This is a genomic window from Sinorhizobium sp. FG01, assembly GCF_002531875.1.
Classification (GTDB): Bacteria; Pseudomonadota; Alphaproteobacteria; order Rhizobiales; family Rhizobiaceae; genus Sinorhizobium; species Sinorhizobium fredii_C.
The window spans coordinates 21,652-40,211 of record NZ_NWTB01000023.1; the positions used below are offsets into that span (position 1 = coordinate 21,652).

An 18,560-nucleotide genomic window follows, 5' to 3' on the forward strand; every position below is an offset into this window, starting at 1 on the left:
TCTGAAGCTAAGAGGAGCAACGCATGAGAGGTCGGGTTCGGGAAAGCAGATATCGCGTAGAAGGCATGGATTGCGCGTCCTGCGCCGCGAAGATCGACACCGCCGTCAGGCGCGTCGCCGGTGTCGAGGAGGTCAGCGTCTCGGTGACTGCGGCCACGATGATGGTCCGGCATGCCGACCACGACAATATCGGCCCGGCAATCGTGCGCAAGGTGGTCGGGCTTGGTTACGGGCTCTTGCCACTGGCCGGGGAAGTGTCGCAAGGATCGTCGCCTCCTGGCGAGCATGCTTGCTGCGGCCATGCGCATGCCGCGCCAGGTGAGGATCACGGTCACAGACACTCACACGAGGTCTCGTCCGCACGCTCCGCCGACCTTCCGAATACTGGCGCCACCGCGAATCAAGTGCGCCGAGCGGAGTCATGGTGGAGAACGAAAAAGGGCAGGCTGACCGTTGCCTGCGGCGTCGCGCTCGCCGGGGCCTATGGCATTGGAAAGCTCTTTCCTGTGACCGAGCCGTGGATATTCACCCTTGCCATGCTTGTCGGCCTGCTGCCGATCGCCAGACGCGCAGTCATGGCCGCTCTCGCCGGGACGCCGTTCTCCATCGAGATGCTGATGACCATCGCGGCGGTTGGCGCCGTCTTCATCGGCGCCGGCGAAGAGGCGGCGATGGTCGTGTTTCTCTTCCTGATCGGCGAACTCCTCGAAGGGATCGCCGCCGGTAAGGCGCGGGCGAGCATTGAAGCGCTGACGGCGCTTGTGCCGAAAACGGCGCTCATGGAGGCGGGGGGCCGCATGATCGAGGTTCCGGCGGAGAGCCTGCCGGAGGGCGCCATCATTCTTGTCCGCCCCGGTGAGCGGTTCGCCGCCGACGGCGTGGTCCTGACCGGCGAGAGCGGCGTCGACGAAGCACCGGTGACCGGCGAGAGCGCGCTTGTCCTGAAGGGGCCCGGCGACGCCGTCTCTGCCGGTACGGTCAACGGCGATGGCGCCTTGCGGCTGCGCGTCACCGCCGCTGCCGCCGACAACACCATCGCCCGCGTCATCAGGCTCGTCGAGGAGGCGCAGGAGACGAAAGCGCCGACGGAACGGTTTATCGACCGCTTCTCCCGCACCTATACGCCGGCCGTGGCCCTGGTCGCCGCCCTGGTCGCGATCGTCCCGCCGCTCTTCTTCGGCGGCCTCTGGCAGGAGTGGATCTACAAGGGGCTCGCCCTTCTGCTGATCGGCTGCCCCTGCGCCCTGGTCATCTCCACCCCGGCGGCGATCGCCGCGAGCCTCTCGGCCGGCGCGCGCCGTGGCCTGCTCATCAAGGGCGGCGCCGTGCTCGAGAACATCGGCAAGGTCACCGCCGTCGCCTTCGACAAGACCGGCACGCTCACCGAAGGTAGGCCGTTGGTGACGGATATTCTTGGATTCGATCGAGCCGAAGCGGAGGTCCTCAGCCATGCGGCCGCCCTCGAACAGGGCTCCAGCCACCCGCTGGCGCAGGCGATCCTGTCGCGTGCCGAGGCCGATGGATGCGCATTGCCGACCGCCACCGACGTCAAGGCCCTCGGCGGCAAGGGTGTCAGCGGCTGGGTGGCGGACGTGGACCTTTTCCTCGGCGCGCCGCAGGAGGCTGACCGCCGCGCGCCATTGACGGCAGAGCAGAAGGCGCAGGTGACCGCGCTGCACGGCCAGGGCAAGACCGTTTCGGTGCTGATCGCCGACGGTCGCGCGGCCGGCGCGCTCGCCATGCGCGACGAGCCGCGCACCGATGCGGCGACGGGCGTGAAGGCGCTCGCGGAGCGCGGCCTTCGTGTGATCATGCTCACGGGCGACAACCGGCGCACGGCGGAGGCGATCGCCGGCCGGCTCGGGATCGAGGCGCGCGCCGAACTCCTGCCGGAGGACAAGCAGCGCATCATCGGCGAATTGAAGAGCGAGGGTTACGTGGTCGCCAAAGTCGGCGACGGCATCAACGACGCGCCGGCTCTGGCAGCTGCGAATGTCGGCATCGCGGTCGGCGGCGGCACCGACGTGGCGCTCGAGACGGCCGATGCCGCCAGCCTCCATGGGCGCGTCACGGATATTGCCGCGATGGTGACGCTGTCGCGGCAGACGATGCGCAATATCTACCAGAACATCGCGATAGCGCTCGGCCTCAAGGGCGTCTTTCTCGTGACGACCGTTGCCGGCGTCACCGGCCTCTGGCCGGCGATCCTGGCCGATACCGGCGCCACCGTCCTGGTGACGATCAACGCGCTGAGACTGCTGCGAACGCCCATCGATCCCTGAGGAATTTTGCCTTTCGCCGGCAAGAGCCTAGGACCCCTGACCCCTCACATGCCTGTGCATATTCATGCTGGACTCTCACCGGCGATCCGATGAGAGTATAAGGAGATCGCGATTTGAGGCTTTCGCGCCGGAAAATCGATGATAAACTTATACCAAATGGTAAAAAATTGCCGGCACGGTCTTGGGGCAGGGCCGAAGCGGGCAAGAAGGGGATCGCAGGCCAATATGGACAATATTGCCATCGAATTGCGCGGGATCGACAAGAGCTTCGGTCCGGTCCATGCCAACAAGGACATCAATCTCAAGGTTCGCAAGGGCACGATCCACGGCATCATCGGTGAGAATGGCGCCGGGAAATCGACGCTGATGTCGATCCTCTACGGCTTCTACCAGGCCGACAACGGCGAGATATTCGTCGACGGCAAGGAGGTCGCCATTCGCGATCCGAATACGGCGATCTCCGTCGGCATCGGCATGGTCCACCAGCATTTCATGCTGGTGGAGAATTTCACCGTGCTCGAGAACGTCATGCTCGGCGCCGAGGACAGTCAGATCCTCAACAAGGGCATCGCCAAGGCGCGCCAGGAACTGAAGCGGCTCGAACGGGAATATGCGCTCGAGGTCAATCCAGATGCGCTGATAGAGGAACTGCCGGTCGGCCTGCAGCAGCGGGTGGAGATCCTGAAAGCCCTCTACCGCAGGGCCGACATCCTCATCCTCGACGAGCCGACCGGCGTTCTGACCCCGGCCGAGGCCGACCATCTCTTCCGCATCCTCGGCCAGCTCAAGGCTCAAGGGAAGACGATCATCCTGATCACCCACAAGCTGCGCGAAATCATGGCGATCACCGACGAGGTCTCCGTCATGCGCCGCGGCGAGATGGTCGCGACCCGCACGACGCGCGAGACCTCGGTCGAGGAGCTTGCCGAGCTCATGGTCGGCCGCCGCGTGCTGCTGCGCGTCGAAAAGGGCGAGGCGAGCCCCGGCGACGTGAAGCTTGCGGTTGAGGGGCTGACCGTCAAGGACAGCCGCGGCGTGACCATGGTCGACGACGTCTCCTTCGAGGTCCGCGCCGGCGAGATCGTCGGTATTGCCGGTGTTGCCGGCAACGGCCAGTCGGAACTGCTCGAGGCGATCGCCGGCATCCGAAAGGCGACCTCCGGAACCGTGCTTTTGAACGGCAGGTCCGTCGATGTGACGGGCCACAGGGATCCCGCCGAGCTCCGAGCCCGCGGGCTGGCGCATGTCCCGGAAGACCGGCATCACGTCGGTCTGGTCCTCAAGTTCGAGGAGAGCGAGAACGCCATTCTCGGCTACCACAACGACCCGCGTTACCTGAAGGGCGCCTTCCTCGATATCGACGCGATCCGCAAGGATGCCGAGGAGAAGATCGCCAAATACGACATCCGTCCGCCGAATGCGCGGCTGAAGACCGCCAATTTCTCCGGCGGCAACCAGCAGAAGATCGTCCTTGCCCGAGAGATGGAGCGTGGCCCCGATGTGCTGATCATCGGCCAGCCGACCCGCGGCGTCGACGTCGGCGCGATCGAATTCATTCACAAGCGGATCATCGAGATGCGCGACCAGGGCAAGGCCGTGCTGCTCGTCTCCGTCGAGCTCGACGAAATCCGCTCGCTTTCCGACCGTATCCTGGTGATGTTTGCCGGCCGCGTGGTCGGCGAGCGCAGCCCGGAGGCGACGGAGGGCGAACTCGGCCTGCTGATGGCCGGCGTCGAGGGCCGCAAGGAGGCCGCAGAATGAGCACACCCTATGCGAAGCTCCCGGGCTGGGTCGAATATGGCCTCATCCCGCTGATAAACCTTGCCGTCGCCTTCCTCGTCGCCGGTCTCGTCGTGCTGCTCGTCGGCGAGAATCCGTTCGAGGCCGCCTACCACCTGATCAATGGCACCTTCGGCCGCGGTGAATATATCGGCTTCACGCTCTACTATGCGACCACCTTCATCTTCACCGGGCTTGCCGTCGCCGTTGCCTTCCATGCCGGGCTCTTCAACATCGGCGGCGAGGGCCAGGCCTATGTCGGCGGCATCGGCGTCGCGCTTGCCTGCCTCTGGCTCGACCAAGTGATGCCCTGGTACGTGGTCTTCCCGCTGGCTATCGTCGGCTCGGTCTTCTTCGGCGCTCTCTGGGCCTTCCTGCCGGGCTGGCTGCAGGCCAAGCGCGGGAGCCATATCGTCATCACCACCATCATGTTCAACTTCATCGCCTCGAGCCTGATGGTCTATCTCCTGACGCGCGTCCTGAAGCCGCTCGGCTCGATGGCGCCGCAGACGCGGACCTTCGCAGAGGGCGGCCAATTGCCGAAGCTCGACTGGCTGCTGTCGATCTTCGGCCTCAATGTCGGAACGGCGCCGTTCAACATCTCCTTCCTGCTGGCGCTCGCCGCCGCCTTCGGCGTCTGGGTGCTGATCTGGCGCACCAAGCTCGGCTACGAGATGCGCACCATGGGCCATAGCCCCTCGGCGGCCCGCTATGCCGGCATTCGGGAAAGCCGCATCACCGTCATCACCATGATGATCTCCGGCGGCCTTGCCGGGATGATGGCGCTGAACCCGATCATGGGCGAGCAGTTCCGCATGCAGCTCGATTTCGTCCAGGGCGCCGGCTTCGTCGGCATCGCGGTTGCGCTGATGGGCCGGTCGCATCCGGGCGGCATCATCCCCGCGGCGATCCTCTTCGGCGTGCTCTATCAGGGCGGAGCCGAGATCGCCTTCGAGATGCCGTCGATCTCGCGCGACATGATCGTCATCATCCAGGGCCTCGTCATCCTCTTTGCCGGCGCGCTCGAAAACATGTTCCGCCCGGCGATCACCCGCGCCTTCGCCATGCGCGGCCAGCGCGCGGCCGCCGTCGTCCAGACCAAGGGGGCCTGAAGCCATGGATTTCTTCCACGTCCTCGTGGTGCTCCTCGAATCGACGATCCGCGTGTCCGTGCCGCTCGTCTTTGCCGCGCTCGCCGGCCTCTTCACCGAGCGTGCCGGCGTCTTCGACATCGGGCTTGAAGGCAAGATGCTCGGCGCCGCCTTCGCGGCCGGTGCCGTCGCCGCCGTCACCCAGTCGGTCTGGATGGGGCTCCTCGCGGCTATCCTCATCTCCATTCTTCTGTCGCTGGTTCACGGCTATGCCTCGATCACCCAGCGCGGCAATCAGATCGTCTCGGGCGTTGCGATCAACTTCATCGTCGCCGGCTCGACGGTGATCCTCGGCGAGGCCTGGTTCCGCCAGGGCGGCCGTACGCCGGCGCTTGCCGAGGGCGCCCGGTTCCAGACGATCAATCTGCCCGGCGCGGACGCGATCCGAGATGTGCCGGTCCTCGGGCCGATCTATGCGGACCTGCTCTCCGGACATTTCCTGCTCACCTATCTCGCCTTCGCCATGGTTCCGGCAAGCTGGTGGATCCTCTACCGCACTCGCTTCGGACTTCGCCTGAGGGCCGTCGGCGAGAATCCCGGCGCGGTCGATACGGCCGGCATCTCGGTGATCTGGCTCAGATACCGCGCGGTCATCTGCTGCGGCATCCTCTGCGGTTTTGCCGGCGCCTACCTGTCTCTGGCGATGACCGCCGGCTTCGTCAAGGGGATGACGGCGGGCAAGGGCTATATCGCGCTCGCGGCGCTGATCTTCGCCAAGTGGCGGCCGAAGAACGTCATGTTCGCCTGCCTGCTCTTCGGCTTCCTCGACGCGCTCGCCATCCGCCTGCAGGGCACGCCCCTGCCGCTCGTCGGCCAGGTGCCGGTGCAATTGATGCAGGCGCTGCCCTATATCCTCACCGTCATCCTGCTCGCCGGCTTTATCGGAAAGGCCATTCCGCCGAAGGCCGGCGGCGTGCCCTACGTGAAGGAGCGTTAATGCATGTCGCCCAAAAGTGCGCAGCGGTTTTGGGGCAACGACATGCATGAATCAAGGATGCATGTCGCCCAAAAGTGCGTAGCGGTTTTTGGGACAACGACATGCACAACATAAGGACAGACCATGCCGAAGAACGAGCTCTTCGTCGCCGCGCGTGAGGCCATGGCCAAGGCCCATGCACCCTATTCGAAATTTCCGGTGGGGGCGGCGATCCGCGCCGAGGATGGCAGGATCTATACGGGCGCCAATATCGAGAACCTGTCCTTCCCGGAAGGCTGGTGCGCCGAGACGACAGCGATCAGCCACATGGTGATGGCCGGCCAGCGCAAGATCATGGAAGTTGCGGTGATTGCCGAGAAGCTTGCGCTCTGCCCGCCCTGCGGCGGCTGCCGGCAGCGGCTGGCGGAATTCTCCGGCGCCAGCACGCGCATCTATCTCTGCGACGAGACGGGGATCAAGAAGAGCCTGGCGCTTTCCGACCTGCTGCCGCACAGCTTCGAGACCGAGATCCTCGGATGACCGGCGCGGCTGAATTCCTGCGTGACAAACTCGGCGATCTGTCGCCGCGCCATGCCATCGTCCTCGGCTCGGGTCTCGGCTCGCTCGTCGAGGCGGTCAGCGCGCCGGTCCGCTTTTCGTATGCGGACATACCGGGCTTCCCGGTCAGCAGCGTCTCCGGCCACGCGGGCGAGCTCGTTATCGGCCGCCTCGGCGACGTTCCGGTCGCCATCCTGTCGGGCCGCGTTCACTATTACGAGCGCGGCGACGCCAATGCGATGCGTGCCCCGATCGAAACGCTGAAGCGGATCGGCGTCGAGAATCTGATCCTCACCAACTCGGCCGGATCGCTGCGCGAAGACATGCCGCCCGGCTCGGTGATGCGCATCGCCGATCATATCGCCTTTTCCGGCGCCAATCCGCTGATCGGCGTCGAGAGCGACGATCGCTTCGTCGGCATGACGAACGCTTATGACGCGGCGCTCGCCGTTCAGATGGAAGAGGCCGCCGAGCGGCTGGGCATTCCGCTCGCCCGCGGCGTCTATATGTGGTTCTCCGGCCCGAGCTTCGAAACGCCGGCGGAAATCCGCATGGCCCGCGTTCTCGGCGCCGATGCGGTCGGCATGTCCACCGTGCCGGAGGTGATCCTCGCCCGGTTCTTTGGCATGAAGGTTGCGGCCGCGTCGGTCATCACCAACTATGGCGCCGGCATGACCGGTGCCGAGCTCAGCCACCACGAGACCAAGGAGATGGCGCCTTTCGGCGGCCAGCGGCTGGCGTCGATCCTCAAAGAGATGATTGCGAGCGAAGGCTGAGATGGCCCCTCTTCCTCAGGAACTGATCCGCAAGAAGAGGGATGGCGGTCGGCTCGAACCGACGGAGATACGCGGCTTCATCGAGGGCGTCACTAATGGTTCTGTCTCGGAGGGGCAGGTTGCCGCCTTCGCCATGGCCACCTGGTTCTCGGGCATGAGCCGCGACGAATGCGTGGCGCTGACGCTGGCAATGCGCGACTCCGGCGAGACCCTCGACTGGAGCGCGTTCGGCCGCCCCATCGCCGACAAGCATTCGACGGGCGGCGTCGGCGACAATGTCTCGTTGATGCTGGCGCCGATCGTCGCCGCCTGCGGCGCCGCCGTGCCGATGATTTCGGGGCGAGGGCTCGGCCACACCGGGGGTACGCTCGACAAGCTCGAATCGATCCCGGGCTATGACATCCAGCCGCCGCCCGAACTGTTTCGCCAGATCGTCGAGAAGGTCGGTTGCGCCATCATCGGCCAGACCGCCAATCTGGCGCCGGCCGACAAGCGCCTCTATGCGATCCGGGACGTGACGGCGACGGTCGACTCGGTGCCGCTGATCACTGCGTCGATCCTCTCCAAGAAGCTCGCCGCCGGCCTGCAATCGCTGGTGCTCGACGTCAAGGTCGGCAACGGATCCTTCCTGACGGATCCCGGCGAAACCGAAATCTTGGCGCGTTCGCTCGTCGATGTTGCGAACGGGGCAGGGGTGCACACCTCGGCGCTGATCACCGACATGAACGAGCCGCTGGCGGATGCTGCCGGAAATGCGCTGGAAGTCGGGAACTGCCTTGCTTATCTGCGCGGCGAGAAGGCGGGTACCCGTCTCGATCAGGTGGTGATGGCTTTTGCGGCGGAAATGCTGGTCGCGGCGAGGATTTCGGCAGGCGAGGCCGATGCTGAAGCCATGGCCCGCCGCGCCCTGCAGAGCGGCGCTGCAATGGAACGCTTCGCCCGCATGGTGCACGGCCTCGGCGGACCTGCCGATTTCGTCGATCGTCCCGACGCTTACCTTGAAAGGGCGCCGGCAATAATTCCAGTGCCCGCCAACCGCGACGGCTACCTTTCGGCGTGCGAGACCCGTGAGCTTGGGATGACGGTCATCGCGCTTGGCGGCGGGCGAACGCGCCCGGACGACCGGATCGATCATCGGGTCGGCCTTTCCGGCCTCAAACCGCTCGGGACAAAGGTCGAGAGGGGCGAGCCGATCGCCTTCGTACACGCCGCCGACCGGCAGCGGGCGGAAGGGGTGAGAGACAGGGTTGCCGGGCTCTATGTGATCGCCGACGAGCCGCCTCAACCGAGCCCGGTCATCCTCTCGAGACTTATTTGACGAGCTGGAGCGCACCGTCCTCGACACGATAGGACGATAGCCGGTTGAGGAAGGACATGCCGACGAGCATGCCCGAAAGCGCCTTGTCCGGAAGAACCATGGCCTCGACGTTCCGGAGCGAAATGCCGCCGATCTCGACGCGATCGAGGCTGACCGAGGCCGCTTCGACGATGCCGTTCGCCGTCTGCGCCCGCGCATCGAAGGAGAGGCTGCCGACGGCGATGCCGAACCGCCGGGCCAGGGAAGCATTGATGGCGATCGTGCTTGCGCCGGTGTCGACCAGCCCCTGTTCGGGCCGTCCGTTGATCCGGAACGTGCCGACGAAATGGCCGGAGCGGTCCGCTTCGAGTACGACGGCCTTGCCGCCCGAATAGTTGGCGCCAGCCGGCGTGGCGCTTGCAGCCGTTTGCTGCGGCGACGCGGACTCCTGGCGATCGAGATAATTGGAGACGAGGTCAGGGACGACGAGGGCGAGGGCGGCAAGTCCGCCGGCAAAGGCAATGAGACGTGTCAGCATTCTCGGCTCCGGATATCGGCTGGCGCTTTTCGCCAATATCAGCGGAGCATCGCTAACGTTGCGCAAAAAATCCGCCGGATAATCCGTCGGCCTCTCGTTTCTTCATCGTCTGGTTAAGAAAGGACGAAGCTATTTGGTGCCGTACATGCGGTCGCCGGCGTCGCCGAGGCCCGGCATGATATAGCCTTTTTCGTTCAGGTGGCTGTCGATCGAGGCGGTGAAGATCGGCACGTCCGGGTGCGCCCCCTGGAAATTGCGGATGCCTTCGGGTGCGGCAAGCAGGCAGAGGAAGCGGATATTCCTGGCGCCCCGCTCCTTCAGCTTGTCGATTGCCGCAATCGAGGAATTGCCGGTCGCAAGCATCGGGTCGACGACGATGATCAGTCGCTCCGAGAGGTTCTCCGGCGCCTTGAAGTAATACTCGACCGGCTGCAGCGTTTCATGGTCGCGATAGACGCCGATATGCGAGACGCGGGCGGACGGCACCAGTTCGAGCATGCCCTCGAGCAGCCCGTTGCCGGCGCGCAGGATCGAGGCGAAGACGAGCTTCTTGCCCTCGAGAATGGGGGAGTCCATCTCCTCGAGCGGCGTTTCGATCCGCTCGATGGTCAGTTCCAGATCCCGCGTCACCTCGTAGCAGAGCAGCGTCGAGATCTCGCGCAGCAGCCGGCGGAATCCTGCGGTCGACGTCTCCTTCTTGCGCATGATGGTCAGCTTGTGCTGCACCAGCGGATGATCGATCACTGTCACGCCGTCCATGGCTTCACCTTCCCCGAGAATTGGCATATCCGCCTTCTTTTCCATGGAATGAGCGGACGCTGCAAGGGTGTTGGCGTGCTTCCGGCGAATATCGCGGCTACATATGCAGTGCCTTGAGCAGCCTCTCTCTCGTCGGCTCGTCCACGAAGGCGGCTTCGATCGCGGTTCTCGTCATCCGGTCGATCTCGCTGTCGCCAAAGCCCATCACATGCGCGGCGATCTCATATTCCTGGGCAAGCGAGGTGTGGAAGAAGGGCGGATCGTCGGAGTTGAGCGTGACGCGGACGCCCGCCTCGTAAAGCGGCCTGAGCGGGTGCGAGAAGAAATCCGGGAACACTTGCAGCGAAATGTTGGAACCCGGGCAGACCTCGAGCACCACGCCCTCCTCGGCAAGTCGCTTGACGAGATCCGCGTCCTCGATCGCCCGGACGCCGTGGCTGATGCGCGAGGGGCGCACATGGTCCAGCGCGTCGCGGACGCTGAACGCGCCGGAAAGTTCGCCGGCATGGATGGTCAGGCCGAGACCGGCGTCGCGGACCACGTCGAAGGCGCGGGAAAACTCGGCGACGCTGTGCAGCCGCTCCTCGCCCGCCAGGTTGAAGCCGGTCACCAGCGGGTGGCGGCGCATGGCCGCATACTCGGCGGTCCGGACGACCGATTCCGGCCCGAGATGGCGGATGCCGGTGATCAGCATGCGCGACTCGATCCCCCTCTTCGCCCTGGCCGCCTCCATGCCGGCCGCAAGCCCCTCGAGATAGGCGTCGGCTCCGAGCCCGATCGTGTTGCCGTGGTCCGGCGAAACGATGATTTCGCTATAGATCGTTCCCGCCTCGGCGAGTTCGGTGAGATAGGTCTCCGCGAGCAACGCATAGTCGCCCTCGGTGCGGAACAGCGAGGCGACCGCGTCGTAGCATTTCACGAAGCTGGTGAAATCCTCCCAGACATAGGCTCCCTCGCGGATGATGGCGCTCGTGTCGACGCCGTATTTGCCCGCCTGCCGCAGCGCCAGTTCCGGCGGCGTGGCGCCTTCTATGTGGCAATGCAGCTCGGCTTTTTTCAGATGTGCGGTCAAAGAAGGCTTCTCCCATATGGACCCGGCGCGATGCCGAGATGTCGGGCGACGGTCTCGCCGATATGGGCAAAACTGTTCGCAACGCCGAACGATCGGCTCCTGAGCGACGGACCGAACATCAGCACCGGCACGCGCTCGCGCGTATGGTCGGTGCCGCGCCAGGTGGGGTCGCAGCCGTGGTCGGCGGTGAGGATCACCATGTCGCCGGGCCGGAGCCGCCGGTCGAGATCGGGCAGCCGGGCATCGAAGGCTTCGAGCGCCGCCGCATAGCCAGGGACATCGCGTCGGTGGCCGTAAAGCATGTCGAAGTCGACGAAATTGGTGAAGACGAGATCGCCCTCTTCCGCCTCTTCGAGCGCCGCGAGGCTCGCGTCGAAGAGCGCCATGTTGCCGTTCGCCTTGGTGAGCTTCGTCACGCCCTGATGCGCGAAGATGTCGCCGATCTTGCCGATGGCGTGCACCTGGCGCCCGGCATCCTCGAGCCGGTCAAGGATCGTCGGCTCCGGCGGCAGGACGGAATAGTCGCGGCGATTGCCGGTTCGGGTGAAATTGCGGGGACTGTCGCCGACGAAGGGACGGGCGATGACGCGGCCGATATTGTAGTCGTCGACGAGCCGGCGAACGACCTGGCAGAGCTCCAGGAGCCGCTCGAGCCCGAAGCTCCGCTCGTGCGCCCCGATCTGGAAGACCGAGTCGGACGAAGTGTAGCAGATCGGCTTTCCGCTTCGCATATGCTCCTCGCCGTGGCGGGCGATGATATCGGTGCCGGAGGCATGGCAATTGCCGAGAATGCCGGGAACGTCGCCTTCGCGGCAGATCGCCTCGACGAGTTCCGGCGGAAACGCATCGCCCTCGGATGGAAAATAGCCCCAGTCGAACCTCACCGGCGTGCCGGCGATCTCCCAATGGCCCGACGGCGTGTCCTTGCCGCGCGAAACCTCGCTGGCGGCGCCGTAGACGCCGTAGACGCGCTCCGGCAGCGGCATACCGGCAGGAACCCGTCCGGTCGCCAGCCGCGCCGCATGGATCAGCCCGAGCGCCGACATGTTGGGGAGGTGCAGGGGACCCTCGCGCAAGCCGGCGCGGTCTCCGGCGCCGGCCGCGCAGAACTCGGCGATGTGGCCGAGCGTGTCGGCACCGAGATCGCCGAATGCCTCGGCGTCCGGGGCACCGCCGATGCCGAAGGAATCGAGCACGAAGAGAAAGGCACGCGCCATTGAACACCCGCTGGACCGGAGCGCGGGCGCGGTCCGGTGCTATTGACGAGCGCGGGAGCGATCCCGCGCAATCCCGCAGGAATAGCGCGGCGCCAAATTCAATGCAATTGAGCGGGAGGAGTGACTCAGCAGTCGGTGCATTCGATCTTCGTGCCGGAGCGCTGGCGGTAATAGGAGGTCTTGGAGAGATCGATCGTGCTCACGTTGCTCGAAAGATCCGGCGAGAAAAGCAGCAGCTCGTGCGGGACGACCAGTTCGGTGCGCACCACGAAGGCGTTTACAGCCTCGAGATCGGAGGGAACCGTGGTCGTGGAATTCGCCGGATAAGGCGTGCCGCCGTCCTGGTCGCGCGACCAGAGAACGGTGCCGGTCGTGGTGCCGTTAACCTGTATGCCGGTGATCTTCAGCGTATAGTCCGTTCCGGCATAGGGGGCCAGGACGCTCTCCGCGACATTGTTCATGCTATCCAGGAAGTCCGTATCGACGCTCGACCCCTGGCTGACCAGATCGGCGACGGTGCTCGAGGCGCGGGCGACCTTGCGCACCACGTTCAGTCCGACCGAAAGCTCGAAAGCGCCGATATAGGCCATGATCAACAGCGGCGCGACGAGGGCGAACTCGACGCCGCCGACGCCGCGACGGTCGTGCGACAGACGCGACAGGATACGCCGGGCGGAGGTCATTCCATGCGAGCGTTCCATGGCGTCCTCAATAGTCTTCGTTGCGGAATGTTGCGGTCGCGACCATCAAATAGTCGTCCGGCATGCTGCTGCCCGCCGACCGCAAGTTGGTGACATAGGGCCGCACGAGATCGGTGATCACCTGCCAGCGGTAATAGGCGCGCACCATCGTGTATTCCTTGCCGCCGCCCGGCGCGAACTGGAAGCCGCTGGTGTCGAGATCGGAGGAATCGCCCGACCCGACCCGCGGCACCGCCGCCGGAAACTGCGACGGATCGGTGACTTGGCGAACATCCAGGTAGAGCTTTTCCGGCTCGTCGACCTCCGTCGCGGAGCAGGTCAGGAGGATGGCGATCTCGTCGCAGAAGGCTTGGCGGAACTCTGATTCGCCCATCTCCTGAGTGATCTCGCCAGTGCGGATCTTGCGTGCCAAGGTGTCGGTCGCATTGGCGAGCAGCTGCTCGCCGGCAAAGGCCACGAAGGTCTCTATCGAGGCGAAGACGACGATGAAAAAGGGCAAGGCGAGGATCGCGAACTCGATCGCCGTGCCGCCCCTTTTATCTCCGAGCAGGCGGCGAAAGAGGGGGCGCGGTGCGCGCCGGTTCGCCGTGGATGCTTTCACTATTATCGACATTGCGCCGTTCCGTCATGTCACGTCGTGAGCGAGATTCGGGAAGGGCATGCGAATTCGCCTGCACCTCCGCCTCATGCAATTGTCGATAGAATAAGCTAAGACTGTTGAAGAATCGTTTTCCAAGACCCGAAGAATTTTAGTGGTCTTGGAGAGGCCTCAGTTGCTGCTCGTAGTCGTCGCCTTGCGCTCGGCGTGGCGCTCGCAGTTCGGCGAGCAGGAGAAGACGGTACGGGTGGTCTGCTTGTAGACGCGCACGGTGTTGCCTTCGTCGATCGACACGAGGATGCGCTCGTCGACAATGGCATTGCCGTCCTGGTCGAGGATTACGAGGTTCGTGGTGCCGAAATTGCGGCCCGTCAGGACGATCGTCTTCGAATCCGCCACCGTCGCGTCGGCGACGTCCGAATTGCCGATGATCACCTTGCTCACCGACCGATCGAGCTTCAGCACGCGCGCGTGGTCCATATAGACGCGCATCATCTGCTCCGCCGCCTGCGTTGCCCCGGCAACAAAGAAACCGAAAAGCGCGGTTGCGAGAAAGGCAAGGGTGGCGACCTGCTTGGTCGCGAAGTGCGTGTTCATGATGCGTCCCGGTGGCGAATGGCTACTCGCATTCTGGCGTGTTTTGGTGAATGAAAGGTTACATTAGTATTTCGCAATCAACCGGATCCCTTTCCGGGACATTCACCCAAGAAACAGCGGTCACGCCTTTACTTCACGCTAACCGGTTTCCTTAAGCCGATGGCAATTCGCCCCCGATAATTTCAGGGTATCCGATCAACGGCAAACAGTTGGCGGAAGTGCTGACAACAACGTGAAGTAGGAGAACCTCCATGAAGACCATTTTCGCCCGCCTGATGAAGGACGAATCCGGTGCGACCGCAATCGAATACGGCCTGATCGCCGCCCTGATCTCTGTCGCGCTGATCGGCGGTGCTACGACGCTCGGCGACGAACTCCAGGCGCTGTTCAACGAACTTGGAACTGAAATGCAGACTGCTCAAGACAACATGTAAGCTGTCGCGTCTCTTTACTGAACTGCGGAGAGGGGTCGTTTCGGTGTTGAAGCGACCCCTTCTTCATACTGATGTCCTCGCGCGGTTTTCGCAGGATGTCGGTAAGATCATTGTTCTTTCGGCGAAACTCGCTCTCGGAGAATAAGTTGACCATAGCTGCTGCCTTCGTCGTCTTTCCGTTTTGCCTGGCCTTCGCGGCCATCTCGGATCTGCTGACGATGACGATCCCCAATCGGATATCGGCGATCCTGCTTGGCGCATTTGTCGTGATCGCGCCTTTAGCCGGCTTCGACGCTGGGCAGATTAGCCTTCACGTGGCGGCCGCCGCCTTGGTCTTTGCGGTCTGCTTCTGTCTCTTTGCGATGAACGTCATGGGCGGCGGCGACGCCAAGCTCCTGACGGCATGTGCTATCTGGTTCGGCCTCGATGCATCGCTCGTCGCTTTTCTTGTCTATATCTCCATTTTCGGCGGGCTGCTGACGCTGGCAGTGCTTCTCTTGCGCAGGCAGGAGAATGCTATTCTGGCGAGCGGCATTCCGGTACCGCAACTTTTGCTGACGGCAAAAAAGATACCCTACGGCATCGCGATTGCGCTCGGCGGCTTTGCCGCCTATCCCTCGTCGCCGCTGATGGAAGCCGTGTTCGCTCAGCTTAGGTGACAACGGCATAGCCCCAAAACGCGGGTTACGTCTCGTTAACCGCGTTCATAAGCGATCCGTTAACTATAATTACACCATTTCCTGATCAATCTGGCCCTGGGGATTTTCAGGGGCTTGGACGATCATGAAACCGGTGCGCATCATCATTCTGGCGGTGGCCGTGGGTTCCGCGGCAATGGCCGGGCTGTTGGCGATGAAGCTCACCCGTGCTCCGGCGCAGCGGACGGCCGAGCCGCTCGTCGAGCAGGCGCCTAGCATCAATGTGCTCGTCGCCAGCAAGAGCCTGCCGGTGGGCTCGCGGCTCGGCGGCGATTCGATCCACTGGATGGCCTGGCCGAAGGACGGCGTCGGCGACGGGATGATCACCGAGGAAAGCCGCCCGGCTGCAATCGATGATCTGTCCGGTGCGATTGTCCGCCTGCCGCTCTTCGACGGCGAGCCCGTCCGCCAGGAAAAGATCGCCGACCCATCCAACCGCATCATGTCGTCGCTTCTGCCGGCCGGAAAGCGGGCGGTCGCCACGGAAATCACCGTCGCGACCGGCGCCGGCGGGTTCATCCTGCCCAATGACCGCGTCGACGTGATTATGGTGCGCAAGTCCGACGGCGACGTCTATCTGACCGAAACCGTGCTCAGCAATGTCCGGGTGCTGGCGATCGACCAGCAGGTCGAAGAGAAGGATGACGGCTCGAAATCCGTCATCGGTACGACGGCGACGCTTGAGCTCACGCCAGACCAGTCGAAAGTGATGACGGTCGCGCAGCAGATGGCCGAGCGCATCTCGCTGGCGCTGCGCAGCGTCGCGGATGCGCAGGAAGCCGATACCGGGGCGGCCGACTATCTTTTGAGCGGCGACGGCCAGCCGAGCATTCAGGTCATCAAATCCGGCTCCATCGTCAAGAGCGATGAAGCCACCACCACGCAGAACCAGCAGTAAGACGGGACGGGCAACGTGAAGCGGAGCGGAAACACATTTCGGACCTGTCTCGCAGCCGGTCTTTCATTCTCGCTGGCATTTTCCGGCCTCATGTTGCCAGCGGCTCCGACCGCAGAAGCGGCCGCCTCGTCGGTGGTCCGCATCGTCGAGAGCGGCCCGGGCGTGAAGAAAAAGGTCAATCTCGGCCTGAACAAGGCCGTGGTCGTCGATCTTCCCACCGACGCCCACGATATCCTCGTTGCCGACCCGGCGCTCGCCGATGCGGTCACGCGCACGTCGCGCCGCATCTACCTGTTCGGCAAAACGGTCGGCCAGACCAATATCTTCGTCTTCGGACCGAATGGCGAGGAAATCGTCAGCCTCGATGTTTCCGTCGAGCGTGATGTCGCCGGCCTTGAGGCCAATCTGCGCCGTTTCATCCCGGAGGCGGATATCAATGTCGAGATCGTTTCCGACAACGTCGTCCTGACCGGAACCGTCCGCACCCCGCTCGATTCGACCAAGGCGGTCGATCTTGCCCGCGCCTTCCTGCAAGGCGGCGAGGCGACTACCCGCAACATTACTGCCCAGGGTACCAACGGCGATGCGGACATATTTGCCGAGGAGCGCCAGACTTCCCAGATCGTCAATCTGCTGACGGTGGAGGGCGAGGATCAGGTAACGTTGAAGGTGACAGTTGCAGAGGTCAGCCGCCAAGTGCTGAAGCAGCTTGGGTTCAACGCTTCCGCGATCGGCAGTTGGGGTTCGATAGCGTTCCGCAATCCGGCCAATTTGGGTAATGCCATTGGTATCGACCCAACGGCTACGATCAGCAAAGCGATCGGTGGTACCGACGTTGATGCCTATGTCACCGCGATGGAACAAGCTGGCGTCATGCGCACGCTCGCCGAGCCCAGCCTGACGGCAATTTCTGGTCAGGAGGCCAAATTCTACGTCGGTGGCGACTTCCGACTGGCGAGCGGGCAGGAAGTTTCCAGGGAGATAGACCCGGATACCGGACAAATCAAAACAGAGGTTGAACGGGAGACCACGGATGTTGAATACGGCATCCGACTGAACTTCAAGCCCGTCGTTCTCGGTCCCGGGCGCATTAGCCTCGCCATTGAGACGGATGTATCCGAGCCAACCTTTGAGGGTTCGGTCGTGACCGGCGACAAGCTGACCGACATTCGCGGTAATACGTACCTCGGCATTCGCCGGCGCGAGGCCTCAACGAACGTCGAACTCCCCTCCGGCGGCTCGATCGTCATCGCCGGGCTGGTGCAGGACAATATCCGCCAGGCAATGTCCGGCCTGCCCGGTGCGTCCAAAATCCCGATTCTCGGCACGCTCTTCCGCAGCAAGGATTTTCAACGCAACGAGACGGAACTGGTGATCATCGCGACGCCCTATCTGGTGCGCCCGGTCGCCCGCAGCGCGCTGTCGCGGCCAGACGACAATTTCAATCCCGCCAACGATCTCGAAAGCTTCTTCGTCGGCCGCGTCAACCGCCTCTACGGACGTCCCGAGGCGGCACCCCCAGTCGGTCGCTATCACGGCAATGTCGGCTTCATCTACAAATAGGTCGGGTCATGCACAACCGAAACACTGCTCTCAAAAGACTTGAAAGACCCGCATCGATGTCGACCCGCATCTCCGCCCGGATCGCCGCATTGGCGATCCTTGCCGGCCTGCTTGCCGGCTGCGGCAGCAAGGACAGGCTGGCGACCGGCTCGATTCCGGACGATTACCGCACCCGTCATCCGATCGTTATTGCCGAAGGAGAGCGGGTGATCGATATTCCCGTCGCCTCCGGTGACCGGCGGCTGACGGCGGGCACGCGCGACGTCATCCGCGGCTTTGCCACCGAATATCGCAACGCATCGAGCGGCGTCATCCAGATCATGCTGCCGCGCGGTTCCGCCAACAGCCATGCCGCGCAGATCGTCCGCAAGGACATCCGGCGCGTGCTGGCGGCAAGCGGCGTGCCGCCGAAGAGGATGATCGAAACCAGCTACGAAGCGCTTGCACCGGGCGACGCCGCCCCCATCCGCTTGAGCTATGTCGCGATCACCGCGCAGACCGCACCCTGCGGCGAGTGGCCGGAGGACCTCACGCTGACGATGGAGAACCGAAACTATTACAATTTCGGCTGCGCCTCGCAGTCCAACCTCGCCGCCCAGATCGCCAGCCCGACAGACCTGATCGGTCCGCGCCAGATGTCGCCGGTCGACGCCGCCCAGCGCGGCGAAGTGATCGACGCCTGGCGTGATGCGGCGGCTGACTGAGCGACGGCGGAATGATGCGGGT

Annotated in this window: 19 protein-coding genes; 12 read left to right on the plus strand and 7 right to left on the minus strand. The window is 63.9% G+C overall.

Translation table 11 applies throughout. The features are described 5' to 3' along the window. Positions 1-23 precede the first annotated feature (23 nt). The 7 genes from CO656_RS26565 to deoA all read left to right on the plus strand — a co-directional run bounded on the left by CO656_RS26565 (position 24) and on the right by deoA (position 8,780). Positions 24-2,282 (plus strand): heavy metal translocating P-type ATPase, encoded by a 2,259-nt coding sequence (locus CO656_RS26565; RefSeq protein WP_097527772.1) that lies wholly within the window; start codon positions 24-26, stop codon positions 2,280-2,282. A gap of 225 nt (positions 2,283-2,507) precedes the next feature. After that, positions 2,508-4,043 (plus strand): ABC transporter ATP-binding protein, encoded by a 1,536-nt coding sequence (locus tag CO656_RS26570; RefSeq protein ID WP_097527773.1) that lies wholly within the window; start codon positions 2,508-2,510, stop codon positions 4,041-4,043. Beyond that, a complete protein-coding gene (locus CO656_RS26575; protein WP_097527774.1) occupies positions 4,040-5,173 on the plus strand; it encodes an ABC transporter permease in 1,134 nt (377 codons plus the stop codon). Before CO656_RS26570 ends, CO656_RS26575 begins: the two co-directional genes overlap by 4 nt. Before the next feature lie 4 nt (positions 5,174-5,177). Next, entirely contained in the window at positions 5,178-6,149 is a 972-nt protein-coding gene (locus CO656_RS26580; protein WP_064241806.1) for an ABC transporter permease, read from the plus strand. Between the two features lie 123 nt (positions 6,150-6,272). Next, on the plus strand, positions 6,273-6,668 hold the full coding sequence (locus CO656_RS26585; protein WP_018235360.1) for a cytidine deaminase: 396 nt from the start codon (positions 6,273-6,275) through the stop codon (positions 6,666-6,668). Next, entirely contained in the window at positions 6,665-7,462 is a 798-nt protein-coding gene (locus CO656_RS26590; RefSeq protein ID WP_097527775.1) for a purine-nucleoside phosphorylase, read from the plus strand. The genes CO656_RS26585 and CO656_RS26590 overlap by 4 nt, the downstream gene beginning before the upstream one ends. A gap of 1 nt (position 7,463) precedes the next feature. Continuing rightward, the gene (deoA, locus tag CO656_RS26595) at positions 7,464-8,780 is read left to right on the plus strand and encodes a thymidine phosphorylase (protein ID WP_097527776.1); all 1,317 of its coding nucleotides are present in this window, start codon (positions 7,464-7,466) and stop codon (positions 8,778-8,780) included. Here the strand turns inward: deoA and CO656_RS26600 are convergent. The 7 genes from CO656_RS26600 to CO656_RS26630 all read right to left on the minus strand — a co-directional run bounded on the left by CO656_RS26600 (position 8,773) and on the right by CO656_RS26630 (position 14,241). Next, a complete protein-coding gene (locus CO656_RS26600) occupies positions 8,773-9,297 on the minus strand; it encodes a TIGR02281 family clan AA aspartic protease (protein ID WP_097527777.1) in 525 nt (174 codons plus the stop codon). The genes deoA and CO656_RS26600 overlap by 8 nt on opposite strands. Before the next feature lie 129 nt (positions 9,298-9,426). Continuing rightward, positions 9,427-10,056, minus strand: a complete 630-nt coding sequence (gene upp / locus CO656_RS26605) for a uracil phosphoribosyltransferase (protein WP_037422726.1) — start codon at positions 10,054-10,056, stop codon at positions 9,427-9,429. Positions 10,057-10,153: 97 nt separating this feature from the next. Continuing rightward, a complete protein-coding gene (locus CO656_RS26610) occupies positions 10,154-11,128 on the minus strand; it encodes an adenosine deaminase (RefSeq protein ID WP_037422713.1) in 975 nt (324 codons plus the stop codon). After that, a complete protein-coding gene (locus CO656_RS26615; protein ID WP_097527778.1) occupies positions 11,125-12,345 on the minus strand; it encodes a phosphopentomutase in 1,221 nt (406 codons plus the stop codon). Before CO656_RS26615 ends, CO656_RS26610 begins: the two co-directional genes overlap by 4 nt. Positions 12,346-12,470: 125 nt before the next feature. Beyond that, complete coding sequence (locus CO656_RS26620; protein WP_097527800.1) at positions 12,471-13,028, minus strand: TadE/TadG family type IV pilus assembly protein; 558 nt, start codon at positions 13,026-13,028, stop codon at positions 12,471-12,473. Between the two features lie 25 nt (positions 13,029-13,053). Continuing rightward, positions 13,054-13,659: a TadE/TadG family type IV pilus assembly protein gene (locus tag CO656_RS26625; protein WP_097527779.1), complete on the minus strand. Its 606-nt coding sequence runs from the start codon at positions 13,657-13,659 to the stop codon at positions 13,054-13,056. 156 nt (positions 13,660-13,815) lie between these two features. Beyond that, positions 13,816-14,241 carry a pilus assembly protein N-terminal domain-containing protein gene (locus CO656_RS26630; protein ID WP_097527780.1) on the minus strand — a complete coding sequence of 142 codons (426 nt, stop codon included), beginning with the start codon at positions 14,239-14,241 and terminating at the stop codon, positions 13,816-13,818. Positions 14,242-14,492: 251 nt separating this feature from the next. Between CO656_RS26630 and CO656_RS26635 the strand changes: the two genes are divergently transcribed. The 5 genes from CO656_RS26635 to CO656_RS26655 all read left to right on the plus strand — a co-directional run bounded on the left by CO656_RS26635 (position 14,493) and on the right by CO656_RS26655 (position 18,538). Further along, on the plus strand, positions 14,493-14,675 hold the full coding sequence (locus CO656_RS26635; protein WP_097527781.1) for a Flp family type IVb pilin: 183 nt from the start codon (positions 14,493-14,495) through the stop codon (positions 14,673-14,675). 146 nt (positions 14,676-14,821) lie between these two features. Then, positions 14,822-15,334 carry a prepilin peptidase gene (locus tag CO656_RS26640; protein ID WP_097527782.1) on the plus strand — a complete coding sequence of 171 codons (513 nt, stop codon included), beginning with the start codon at positions 14,822-14,824 and terminating at the stop codon, positions 15,332-15,334. A gap of 124 nt (positions 15,335-15,458) precedes the next feature. Then, entirely contained in the window at positions 15,459-16,271 is an 813-nt protein-coding gene (gene cpaB / locus CO656_RS26645) for a Flp pilus assembly protein CpaB (protein WP_097527783.1), read from the plus strand. 90 nt (positions 16,272-16,361) lie between these two features. After that, positions 16,362-17,834, plus strand: coding sequence for a type II and III secretion system protein family protein (locus tag CO656_RS26650; protein ID WP_234819647.1), 1,473 nt, complete (start codon positions 16,362-16,364; stop codon positions 17,832-17,834). Between the two features lie 56 nt (positions 17,835-17,890). Beyond that, complete coding sequence (locus CO656_RS26655) at positions 17,891-18,538, plus strand: CpaD family pilus assembly protein (RefSeq protein ID WP_179864848.1); 648 nt, start codon at positions 17,891-17,893, stop codon at positions 18,536-18,538. The last annotated feature ends 22 nt before the right edge of the window (positions 18,539-18,560 follow it).